The 12,855-nt window shown below is 72.0% G+C and carries 1 protein-coding gene; it reads right to left on the bottom strand.

Going from position 1 to position 12,855, the window contains the following annotated elements:
* Nucleotides 1-6: 6 nt before the first annotated feature.
* Nucleotides 7-12,852: a hypothetical protein gene (locus ACFXI3_RS01960; protein ID WP_378397461.1), complete on the bottom strand. Its 12,846-nt coding sequence runs from the start codon at nucleotides 12,850-12,852 to the stop codon at nucleotides 7-9.
* Between the last annotated feature and the right edge of the window lie 3 nt (nucleotides 12,853-12,855).

Below are 12,855 nucleotides of genomic sequence, written 5' to 3' on the forward strand. Positions count from 1 at the left end.
GGTCTGTCACCGGTAATCCCTCGCCAATCCGCCGGGACCGTTCCAGATCCGGCCGGTCCACTGCTGCCCGCCGATCCGGCCGAGCCGCTGGACTTCCTCGTGCCGGTCCCGGGCGTCGTCGGCCGCGTGCTCGCTCATCCCGCTCGCCCGCAGCATCCGCACCAGCCACCCGGGATCGATAGCCCGGATCCGCGCCAGCACCTCCGCGTCGAGCGGCCGGTCCAGCCAGGCCGCCACGAACGGGGAGTTGATCCCGATGAGATCGTCGGCGTAGTCCGGGAAATTCTGCCCGTTGTCGATCGCGACGACCTGACCGTCCTTCGACAGCGCCTTGCAATCGGAGCTGGCCCCGACATAGCCCAGGTACGCCATCTCCTGCTGCTGCACGCGCGGATAGGCCGAGACGTCCAGCGCGCGCGAGAGCCCCTCGATCCGGCGCTGTGCGGAACCGGGCCCGCGCGGGCCGTCGATGTGCGCGGTGACCGGCACGACGTTCGACCCGGCTGCTCGGGCCAGGCGGTACATCGCGTTCTCCCGGAATCCTTGCCCGCCATGGGGAATCGGCACGGCCAACGACCGAGACTCGCCCGAGGCGGGCTTGTAGATGGCTTGCGAACCGTCCGCGTAGGTGAGCCAGTGGGTTTCGTTGGCACTGGCGAGGTTGTCGCCGAACTCGACGTGACCGGCTATCTCGGCGGCGGCCAGCACCGCTTCGTCCGGGTCCACAAAGGACTCCGGGTCGGGAGGCGGTGCGGGCAGGCCGCGGCGCAGGGCTGCGTCGAACAGCTCGCGCTGGCGCCGCCGCAGGACCGCCGCGACGGCCTCGTCCTGCGGGGTGCTCGGCTGTGTTTCCTCGACGGCACGGGCGAAATTGCCGAGCGCACGTGCTGTCCCGGCCACTGCGTCGATCGCGGTCAGCCCGAGCCGGAGTTCGGCGGGACGTCCGTCGGGCAGGAGCAGGGAGACCCGGAGTTCGCGGTGCCCGGTGGGCCCGGGAGCGGCGAATCCGTCCTCGACGCCGGTGATCCGGGCCGGGCCGTCCCGCCGCAGCACCTCCAGCGCCTGGTAGATCCAGGAGACCCGGTCGAACCGGACGGAGCCGGGTCCTGCGGCGCCGCCGGTTTCGCCCGCAAGCCACCGGGCGAGATCGGCGACGGGCGGTCCGGCGGGCAGGGGAGCGCCGACGTTCTCCCGGATCGAGTCGAGGGTCTGGGCCTGGGCCGGAGTCGGTTCGAGCGGCCTGGGCGGCGGCGCGAGAGCGTCCTCGCGCAGGACCGCCTCCGGGCCGCGGGCTGCGACCTCCGCCACCGCCTCGGCGAGGATGACGTTCTCCGCCGGCTCCGGGGCGGCCTCGACCTGCGTGTTCTTGGTGACCACGACGTCCAGCTTCGCGAACTCGTCGTCCACGTGGATCCCTTGGTCCGCCCGCCATTCCCGCAGCCCGGACGCCTTGACGCCGTAGAAGTGCGGCTTGACGTCGGTGTAGAACTCGACTCCGCGCCGGTTCGAGGGCAGCGGGCCGTTCCACGCCTGTACCGCCGGATTGCTGCCGTGCCGGGGCGTCCTGCCCCAGACCTCGTTCGACTCTTCGATCAGTTTGGCCGTTTCCGGGGATTGGCTGCGGCTTTCCAACCGGTGGTACGGGCCGTAGCGCGCCGGTTTCGCGGCGTCCGAAGGCGGTCCGGCGGGGTGCGGGGCCTGGCGCATCGGCGGCCGGAGCGGACGGCGCGGTCCGGGCGTCGAAAACTTGATGCCGCGTCCTTCGTCCACTCCGGACAGCAGAGGATCCCGGGCGAGGTCCCGGTGCCCGGGTGTCCACATCGGACCGGGCGCGGGCGTCGCGGGCGGTTCTTGGTACGGACGCCGGAGATCGACGCCCGGAGTCGGCACCGGGGCGTCCGGCACGTACAACTTGCCCGCCGCGGGCTGGTACTCCGGCGGCGCGTCGGGCCACGGCAGGAAGGCGTCGGTGAACGGCAGCAAGGCCAGCCGGGCCGGATATTCGGGCAGGCGCAGCAGCTTTCCTCGCAGCCGGTCGAAGAACGCGATGCCGTAGCGGCCGTGGGCGACCCAGCCGAGCTGGTGGTATTCGTTGTCGAGACGGTCCGTCGTGACGATGTGCAGGAGCGCCCTGGCGCCGAGCGGCCGTTCCGCCATCGCGATGATCACGCTGTCGTAGGAATCGTGGCTGTGGAACCAGAATCCGCCGAACCAGTACGCGAGGTAGCTCTGGTCCACTCGTCCGGCACGGTTCCAGGCGGCGCCGTAGGCGTTCGGGTCCGGCCGGTCGTAGCCGGGCTGCGCCTCTCGCACGAAACGCGCCGCCTGCGACTTCGACACGGTGCCGGCGTCGATCGCGGGCAGGGAGTGCGTCCGGGTCGCGCGCGCGAGCGGCGATCGCCGCCAAAGGTGGAACACCGGATGGGTCAGGACGTGGACGGGCGGGCTCTGCTGTTCGGCGGGCAGCGGCGGGAGGTTCTTCCCCGCGAACTGCGGTGATTGCCGCAGCACGTCGTAGACCGCGCGCAGCCGTTTCCCGTGGTAGCCCTCGGTCCGTTCGGCCGGCCGGACGCGGTGGAGTCCGGCCGGCGGCAGGGCGACCGGTTCCGTCGACCGCAGCGCGGCGAGATCGACCGGGAGCAGGTGGATCTCCAACGCCCGGGCAGGCAGCTTCGTGGCGGATCCGGCCATCGGGTCGGCGAAGATCGGCACGCCGGTGCGCTCGCTGACGATCACCGCGCTCACGTGCCGGGCGACGGTGCCGTCGTCGTTGAGCGAGCGGACGGCGACCGCGGCCACCAGGCCCTTGCGGCCGGTGAGCGCGGCGATGAGCCGGTCGTACTCGCTGCCGTGCGCTTCCCACGTTCCGCCGAGCCGCTGCCAGAGCGCGGCCAGCGTTTCCGGCTCCGGTCCGGCGGGCGCCGCGGTGGTGTCCCAGCCCGCCATCCGGTGGAAGAGTGCGCTCGTGGCGGACACGCAGTTCGACCGGTACCGGTAGCGGTCGAGCCGGGCCGAGCGGTAGTTCGGGTTGATTTCCCGCAGCAGCGGGACTTCTTCGCGCAGCAACGCTTCGAGCACGGCGGCGGGCGCGGTGTCGGCGGTGACCGCGGGCAGCGTGTACTTCCCGTTCTTCTTCCCGGACCAGACCGCCAGTTCCACCGCCTTCCTCGCCTCGGCGAGCTGTTCGGCGGTCCAGGTCCGTGCCTGCTCCGCCCAGTCTTCGGGAACGACACCGGCGAGGAAGCGCAGTCCCAGCACCGTCCGGGCCGGGTCCGGCCGGGCGCCGAGACGGTCGGCGAGCAGCTGCCCGGGGCTTCGGTAATCCGGTTCGGGCAGTTCGGCGGCCGGGGGTTCGAGCCGCGTGAACCGCATCGGGTCGCTGGCGGCCTGGTACTCGTCGAGGAGTTCGTTGAGTTCCCGGATCGCGGCGACGCCCAGCCGGGCGGCCCGCGTGCGGTCGTGCTCGAACGGGAGCAGCAGCCGCCGCAGTTCGCCGGGCAGCCGCTCGGGCTGCCGCAGCAGGTCGCGGGCCTGCCGGGCGAGCCGGCCGTCGCCGCTGGTGTCGTGCCAGTGCGCCAGGAGGTTGACGTGCGCGGCGATTTCCTCGTCCCGGGGCCTCGAGTTCAGCAGCTCCGTCACCCGGTCGGCGAGCTGGCGGCTGCGGTTGTGCTCTCGGACCAGATCTCCCAGTCGCTCGGCGAGCGTGCCGGTGCCTTGGTACTGCCGCACAACGGAAATCAGCCCGTGGAGCAGTTCCGCGTCGGCGGTTTCGTGCTGCCGCAGGACCTCCGCCACCTGCGTCGCGAAATCTCCCTCACCAGTGCGCAAGTACTCGCGCAGCGTCGCGTCCAAGTGGTTGGCGAGGAAGCCGTGCTCGCTGCCTTCGTAGCTGGTCAGCTGCGCCCTTGCCCTCGCGGAAAGGCGCGGCAGATCGTCGCGCAGCAAGGCCTGGCGACGCTCCAGTGTCGGGCGGAAGCCCCAGTGCCCCAGTTCGGCCTCGACCGCACGGTCCAGGGCGTCCAGCTTCTCCCGGAGTTCCGTCGCCCATTCGCCGGATCGCAGGCTCTCGTCGTCGAAAGTGAGCGGCTCGAATTCGGAAAGCGGCGTCACGGCGGGAAGCGCCGGCTGTTCGCCTTGCTCTCGTCCGGCGGTCTTCAGCAGGAGCCCGAGCACGTGCCCGTTGGCCACCGCGTCGCGGTCGCTCTGCTGCTCGACCGGGGTGCCCGCGCGGTCGTCGGTCAGGATCTCGCGGATCCGGTAGTACGGCTTGCCGACGACTGCCAACAGCCCGGCGACGCCCGCGGCGACAGCGCCCCACACGGACGTGGCGGGGACTCCGGCGAGCACGCTCAAGCCGACCGTGAACCCGCCCACGGTGAACGATTTGGCGGTGATGACCGCCAAGTACCGCAGCCGGGAAACAGCGGCCTTGCGAGAGACCGGCTTCGGCAGCAGCGGCGGCTTCGATCGAATTTCCGCGAGCGCACGCTCCACTGTGGACGAATTCGCGCCCGGCCGCGCGGTTCCCACCGCGACGAGCGCTTCGCCCACGAGGTCCCGCAACAGCAGGTCTCGGTCCCGGATTTTCCTCGGCAGCTGGGTTTCCCGTTCGGCGCGCATCCGCATCGCGATCCGGGTGAGCTTGTTGTTGACCTCGCCCACTGCGAGGTGGTTGTCCGCCAGCGCGGAGATCCAGCCCGCGACCCCGAGTTTGGCGAGGTCCACGGCGGCCAGGATCTGCAGCGGCGTGAAGTGGTCGAGAAGGGCCTTGAGCGGCTGGAGAGTCGGGTGGGTGATCTTGTACAGGTCGGGCAGGTAAGGCAGGAAGCTCGCGACGGCGTCCATCAGCTTCGAACCCGTGACGTGCTCCGCGAAATCCACCGCGGCGCGTTCGGCGGGCGGCGGGGACAGTTCGGCCAGTGCGGCATCAGGGATCACGCCCTCGGCCAGCAGGCTTGCGATCGCCGCGCGGGCGTGCACCAGTTGCCGGTACAGCTCCTTCGCGTCTTCGAGGTCGTACTCGTGCAGTTCGCGCCGGATCGCGTCGTGCGCCGCGAGCTCGGCACCCTTGCGCCGCCGCCGGGTGTAGCCCTCGGCGAGCGGACGGAACACAGCGGTGCCCACGCCGGTCGCCACGAGCGCGAAGAACGAGCCGGTCGCGATGTCCAGCGGGAACCCGACCGCGGCGGCTGTTCCCAGCGCGACCAGCGGCGGGGTGCTGAACCGGACGATCCGGGTGCGCAGCGGCAGTGCGATGTCGGGCGCGTCGCTTTCGAGCTGCGCCGGCGCCGGCACGCCGGTGCTCAGCAGCGGGGTGCCGAAGTTCGCTTCGTGCCAGCTGTTGACCAGTTCGTGCCGATCGCGGCCGCGGTCGATGTTCGCGCGGATCTCGTCGTACTTCTTCTTCAGCGCGGCCTGTTTGTCGCTGGCGATGTCGTAGCGCCGGGTCATCGCCGCGCCCAGCACCGCGGACGCCGCGCCGTACACGAGATAGCCGATGCCGTTTCCCGGGTGGCCGCTCGCGAAGCCGGACATCGAAAGCGCGACAGTCATCGCGACGGTGGCGGGCTGCTCGAACATGACTGTGGTCTTGATGGTGAACGCGGTGGTCGGGTAAGCGGTGTCCTTCCGCTCGACGGCGAAGGTGTCCACGACAGCGCGCGCGTGGGCTCCGAGGGCGGCGACGCGGTAGGCGTAGTCCGGCAGCTGCTTTTCCAGTCCCGCGTGTTCGAGCAGGCTGCGCAACTGAGAGAGCAACTGCTGCCGGTGCCGCAGCCGCCAGGCCGGAGTCGTGGTGATCCGGTCGCCGAGCACTTCGAGCCGGGCTTCCAGCGCCCGGTCGGCCGGGCTCTCCGGCAAGCGGTCCGCGTCGGTGTCGGGGCGGAGCGTTCCCGGGGCGCAGGTCGCGGTACGGAAGTAGCGCGTGCCGAAGGCGAGCGCCGCGCGGACGATTTCCTCGACGTCACGGGGCCGGAGCCGGGCCGGGAGGTAGCCCGACAGCACCCGGGCGCCCGGGTGCACGGAAACCCCGGTCGATTCGAGCGTGGTGCCCGGCAGCACGTGGAACGCCGCGGTGAAGAGGTGCCTGCCGTCGTGGAACACGTCGTAGCGGAGATCGGGGCCGGCCGGCTCCAGCAGGATTCCGGTCCGTTCGGCGGCCTTGCCGACCTGCGCGCGGATCGCGGCTTCGACCGCCGCCGCACGGTCGAAGCGGCGCGCCGGGGTGTCCACCGGGAGGCGGTGGCCGATCTCGACGGCGGGGTCTGCGACGGGCCAGTGGGTGACGCGGTAGCCCTCGACCGCCTTGGCCGGGCGGTATCGGTCGGCCACAGTCAGCGCGCGCTCGATGCCTTCCGTGCGGACGGCGTCCAGCGCGGAGCGGCGGACGCCGGCGTGGGGATCGTCCGCGGCCAGGCCGAGGTAGGACAGCAGCCGCGACAGGTGTTCGCGCATCCGCCGCCGGTCGCGCCGCCGCGTCCCGTCCCGGTCGAGTTCCGCGCCGAGCGCGGCGACCTGAGCGACGTAGCCGAGGTCGGCGGGCGTCGGCCTCGGGGCGGCGCCGGGGAACCGGTCGTGCCAGAAGTGCTGATCCGGGAGGGAAACCGGGTCGCCGCGCCGGTGCGCCGCGAGCAATGCCGCGCCCGCGGCCATCGCGTGGGCCATCGGGAGGACGGCGAGGTCCGGGGCGAGCCAGTCGGGAAGCCGGAGGACGACCAGCGGCAGCGGCTGCCCGGCCGTCGGCTCCCGGAAAACCTGGAAGGTGATCGGGTTCCGCGCGGAGTAGCCGAGGTTCGGGGTGGAGACGACCTGAAAGGCGAACACGGTGCCGGATTGGCTGAGGAACACGGTGTCGTCCGACGGCCGGGGGAACGGGCCGTGCTCTACGACGCGCACACCAGCCGCGACGGCCGCGGCGGGCAGCATCCGGCGGGCGATGTCCTCGGCGGTCGGCCGCTGGCGGGCGGCGCGGATGGTGCTGAGCGGAGTGTGGATCTCGATGGCGCCGGTGAGCGGCGGCGCTGGTTGCGCTTCTGCTTCGGGCCGGACGGCGCTGGGTTGGGTGGCACTGGGTTGACTGGCACTGGGCTGGACGGCGTTGGGCGGCTGAGGAACGGCGGGGGAGTGTTCGGCCCCTTCGACCGAGCGTTGTGCCTGTTCGGCGAGGCGGACGTGTTCTTGGTGCCTGGCCGCCGCTTTGCCGGAGAGCCATTCGGCGAGTCCCGGGGCGATCGTCGGCCGGGACGGGCCGACGGCGTGCGCGGTCAGGCTGGTGAGGAGATTCGTCCGCGCGGCGAGGATGTCGAACGCCGAGCCGGGGCGGTGGACCGCGACCGCGTCGAAGCCCTCGGCAAGCAGCTGCTGGGACAGTTCGCGCAGCGTTTCGGGGTCCGCGGCCGTCACCTCGCCGGTGAGCACGACGAACTGGGGGTGCGCGCCGTTCGCGGCCAGATTCCGCCGCAGCCGGGCGAAGATCGTCTCGCGCTCGTCGAGACTGTCCGCCCGCGCGACGACCACGTGATAGTCCGGACCGGTCGAAGTCGCGTCCCGCACGGGGAAATCCGGGAAGGCCGCCGGCTCGCCGTCCGGCCTGACCGGTGCTTCGAAGACCCCGGGCTGCCACAGATCGCCCAGCCCGTGCCAGTGAAGGGCCAGCTCGGCCAGCACCGCCGCCGCTGCGACCTCCTCGTCCGGGCTCGCGTGCAGCGGCCCGAAATCCGGCGCGAACTGCCGAATGTCCTTAATGGACACTCCGGCGCTGAGCGCGGCGAACAGCGCGGACGCGGTCCACAGTCCTTGCGCGTCCTCGTAGGCCTGTTTCCAGGGCGGCCGTCCGTCGATCCATTCCCCGAGCCACTGCAGCTTGTCCCGCAGTGCTTGACGCTGCTCTTCCGGCACCCGCGCCAGTTCCCGCCCCAGTGCGGCGAAATGCGTATCTCTCGCCGCGGGCGTGCTGTCGGGCCGGAGCAGCAAAGACAGGACGTCGACGGCGTCCTTCGCGGGCAGCTGGGCGATCTGCCGCAAGCCAGGCTGTCCGTTGGTCCCGGCGGCTTTCCACAGTTCCGAGAAAACCTTGCCCAGCCAGGGTTTGTCCGAACGTGCCGGCGCGGCGGCCGATTCGGCGCGCACTGCGTCGTCGAGGTGCAGCGCGGTGACCCGCGGTTCCTCGGCAGGCCGGGTCGCGTCGCTGTACAGGACGGCGGCGAAGCCCATTTTCCGCAAACTGTCCGTGAGTTCGGCGAGATCCGCTTCGCCGACATTGCGCCATTCGCGGCTGAGGACGAGGTATGGCTTCTTCCCGCCGGACCGCTGGTTCCGCAGGTAACGCCGGGCGTTTTTGACCAGCCGTTCGCGGTCGGCGGAGCCGGGACTGCGCAACCGGGCCACGACGACGTTCCGTCGTCCGCCGTCGGCGTGGGAGAAGGAGAACTCGGCCAGCCCGATGGTTTCGCCGTGATCGTGGACCTGCCCGCGCGGCTGGAAATCCGTCGCACCGCCGAAGCCGAGCGCGGCTCGCTCCGCGTCGTCGGACAGGCTCAGCGCGTGGAGGAAACCCAGGTCAGGGCCGACCAGATCCAGGTATTCCTGGACCAGCTTCAACGCCAGTTCGTACGCTCGTTCGGCGAGTTCCGGGCTGTCGGCCGCCGCGGACTTCGCGAGCGCGAGCTGCGCCTCGATGCGGTCCAGCAGGTCTCGCCGCTTGGCGAACTCGGCGTAGGCGAAGGACAGCGTGGTGAGGACGCCGTAGCGCAGGTAGATGCCCGCGGCGCCGTCGGCGGGGCTTTCCTCCTGCTCGACGACCTGGACGCGCGCCTGCGGCCTGCCGACGAGTTCCGCGAGGCGGTCGCCGACAAGGAGGCGGTCCGCTTCCCGCTCGACGGCGAGGAACCGGAGCTTGTCCGCGAGACTCGCGTCCTGGTGCGGCAGCCCGCGGCCCGGTTTGCGCACCCGGTCGTAGAGCACCTTGTCGACGATCCAGCGGAGCAGGTCGCCGGGACGCGCGCCGGTGGCGCGGACCAGCGCCCACACGTCGGCGAGTTCCTGCTCGGTGAGCTGCTCGCGGACCTCGCGCGGAAGGTCGAAACGCTCGTCGGCGTCCTCGTCCGGAACCGGCGGCGGCGGTTTCGTCTCGCCGGGATAGTCGTGCCGCAGCGGTACGACCTCGGTGCGCTCGCGGACCGGCCGCGCGGGGGTTTTCTCGGCGGGGTAGGGGAAAGTGGCGGGGACTGCGGGCGGCACCTCCAGTACGTCGGGGCTGGGGTAGCGCACCTCCGGGACGGACGGGTCGGTGCGGCCGGGGAAGTCCAGCGGGAGTTGCGGGATCGGGGCGGCGGTGACGTCGCCGGTGCGGAGCGGGTCGCCGGGAACAGCTGGTCCTGGGCGCGGATCGGCGACGGAGCCTGGGCGCGGATCGCCGACGCGGACCGGTGCCGGGTCGCCCACCCGATGCGGGCGCGGATCGCCGACGTGCGGGAACGGTTCCGTCCGCACCGGAGGCCGCGTGGGGAATCCGATCGACGGCCGCACCGGATCCGTCACGGTCGCGGGTGCCGGTCCGACGACCGGGCCGAGCAGGCTTTCGGCGAAGCTCACCGTCTGTCCGAGCCGCGCCCGGGGGAGCGTCGGCTCGGTTCGGGCCGGTTCCGGCGTGGCGGACGGCGAGTGCGGGCCGGTGCTCGGGTGCGCTAGCTGGTCGAAAGCGGCGCGGAACTGTGCGCGGAGCCCGCTTCCTTCCGGCGTCGGCGTGTCGGCGAGCCAGTCGCTTACCGCCAGCCGGAAGTCCCGGCGTCCGGCAGCGTCGAGGTTCCCGGTTTCGGCGTCGTGGAGGAGCGTCAGGTGCGCGGAGAGCCCGCCGACACGAGCCTGTGCGTGGTAGTTGTCCCACAGATCGGGGAGCGCCCGAGCCCGGTCCGGAGAAACCGGTGCCTCGCCGTCCGGCAAGTGCGCTCCGACCGCCTCCGGTGCCCGGGTGCCTGCCGGCCGGTTCCCGCCAGCCAGCGCTTCGCTCGCCCCGGTGACGACGGGAACCGACCGCAACGCGGCTCGCGTGCTCGACTCCTCGCCGTCGCCGTGCAGCACCGTGAAGGTCACCGGCTCCGGGCGCGGTTCGGGAGGCTGGGCTATCGCTTCGTGGGCTTTGGCCTCCAGCCCTTTGGCCTCGGCGAGGAGGTCGCCGGTCCTCGACAGCACTTCGTCGAACGCCGAGCGCGCCGGATGTCCTTCCGCGGCGGACAGGTTGGTTCGTGCCAGGAGCGCTTGCTTGAGTTCGGACTCGCTGAGTTCCCGGTGCGCCATCCGGTCGGCGAGCGCGAGATGCCGGGACGCCACGCCCTGCTCGGCCAGGTCCGGCAGCGAGTACCCGAGCCCGCGCAGCCGGCCGAGGACCTCAGCGAGTTCGGCCTCGGTGCGGCGGCTCTCGAGGGCGAACCACCGATCGCCCGGCTTCGGCCCGGCGGGATGGCCGCCGAGCGAACCGAGCAGCTGATCGCCGAGCCAGCCGACGCCGCGGTCGCGCGCGTAGGCGGCGCGCTCGGAGAGTTCCGCCAGCTTCGCCTCGGGCTCGGACAGCAGAACCCTCTTGGCCCGCCCGGCGAACGTCTCCTTCGGCCGGAAGTCCTTGAGCTCGGTCGCCGGTTTGGCCTCGTCGCGCCCCTCGGCCGCTTTCGGCGGCGCGGGTTCGGAGTGGGTGGCGGTTTTTGTCGGCCGGGCACCGCTGTCCGGCGAGGCGGCGGAGCGTTGCGGCGTGGGTTCGGTGTGGGTCGCGGAGGCGGGTTTCGTCGGTCGGGCAGCGGTGTCCGGCGAGGCGGTGGAGCGTTGCGGCGCGGGTTCGGGGTGGGTCGCGGAGGCGGTTTTCGTCGGCCGGGCACCGTTATCGGGCGTCGCGGCGGTGCGTTGTGGCGCGGATTCGTTGTGCGGCAGGGCAGTTCGGGTCGCGGTGTCCCGCTCGCGGGTCGTCCGGGACGGTGTGGATTCGTTGTGGGTCGCGGTGGCCCGGCCCCCGGTCGGCCGGGTGCCGGTTTCGGCCGATGGGGTCGTCCGCAGCGGCGTGGGCTCGGTGTGGGCAGCGGCGGTTCGTGCCGGTCGGGTGCCAGGGTCGGACGTCCGCGCCGCCTCCCCCTGGTTCTGGCCCGAGCCGGACGGCCCCTCCGGCCGCTGAACCGACCCCGGCGGATCGTCCGGCGGGGTCTCCGGACCCTTGTTCACCCCCTCCGCCTCGACCGCCTTGTGTCCCGCAGCTGAGTCCGGATTCCGCCGCGAGTCGAGGTCGATCACCTTCCCCGACTTGGACTCCGACGCATCAGCAGACGACTGTCCGCGCCCCTCTTCCGAAGCACCGGAAGCGGCCGAATCCTCCTGTGCGGGCTCAGACTTCTCCGGCGCAGCAGCCCCGTCCTTGCCCGAAGGCGAACTCTTCGCACCACCGCTCGCCCCAGCGTCCTTGACCGGCGCCGGCGCGGGCCCCTCCCCAGACCGCGCCGGCGGTGCTCCGCTCGTGGGCGAATGCGGCGTGAGGGTAGCGGTCCGCGCAGGCAGCTGCGCAGGCGCCGAAGACGGCGACCGGACCAGGTTCGTCACCTCCGCCCCGGACGACCCGGCGTCGACTCGCGGGGCCAGCCCCGCGCCGGAATGAACGCCGTCTGTACCGGTGGCTCGCACTTCGGCGGGCTGCGCCGACGCCTGATGTTCGGCGGAGCTGTGCACCTCGGTGTGCTGCGACGGGCCGGCCTGCTCGGCGGAACCGCGCGCCTCCCCGCCGGACGGAGCGGGGGAGCCGTGGTCAGGGGGCGGCATCGGGGTGTTCGGGGGACCGCCGTCGGGCGGCGTCGGCAAGTGGGACCGGATGAGGTCGCGGATGGTCGGATGCTGCTCCCCGGTCACGCGCTCGTAGGTGTTCTTCATGCCGTTCGCCCCGAGCGCGTGCATTCCGCCCCGCGCGGCGCCGGCGATCGCGCCCTCGTCCATGGGGCGATCGAGGATGTAGTTCGTACCGGCGCCAGTGATCGCTCCGGACACGCTCGCGCCGGCGACCGAGCCGAGCTGCTTCGCGGTGTCCTCGGACAGTTTCGGCAGTTTTCCCAGGCCTTTGGCCGCGGTGTCGGAAACGGCCTTTCCCACCGTCCGGTTCGCCGCGTGCCCGAGCGCCCCGCCGATCGCGCCCGCTTCGACCGCGTTCTTGACCTTGCCGAGGTCGACGTCCCCGTACCCGCGCCACGAGCTGAACTCCTGGCCCAGCAGGTTGCCGACCCCGCCGCCGACGGCACCGCGCCCGACGTTCAGCGCCAGCTCGCCGCCGAATTTGAGCGCGCCCAGACCCAGCCGCGTCGCCCGGCTGGCCGCGGCGATCTTCTCGACGGCCGCGGCGACCTTGGCCGCGATCTGGGCGCCGAGCCTCGCCGCGAAAAAAGCCTCGCCCGCCGGACCGGCGATCAACGTGGACAGGGCGAACAGCGCGACGTTGATCAGGATGTCCGCGACGATCTCGCCTTTGATGTCCGCGAGGTCCTTCGCGTACTTCCGGCAGGCCTCGGCCAGTTCGTGGCAGTGCCCGGCGAGCTGGGCCAGCCCCTCGCCGCCGGACGAACCGTCGAGGAAGCGGTGCAAGGCGTTGTACGCGGAAACGCCCGCGAGGTCGGTCCAGGTGTCGTGCAGGCTCTCGACGTGCGGACCGGCCTGATCGTGCAGCGTGTTCAGCGCGTCGCGCAGGCGGTCCCAGGCGTCGCCCAGCTCCCGCGCGTCGGATTCGCTGTCCAGCGGCCAGATCGCGTCGAGCCATCCGGCGTGCCGCGACAGCCAATCGGACTTGACGCGGATCCACAGCTCTTCGGTCGGTTCCTGGACGTCGCCGGGGGCCATCTT

Origin of the sequence: Amycolatopsis sp. NPDC059235 (genome assembly GCF_042754125.1) — a bacterium.
GTDB classification, from domain to species: domain Bacteria; phylum Actinomycetota; class Actinomycetes; order Mycobacteriales; family Pseudonocardiaceae; genus Amycolatopsis; species Amycolatopsis albidoflava.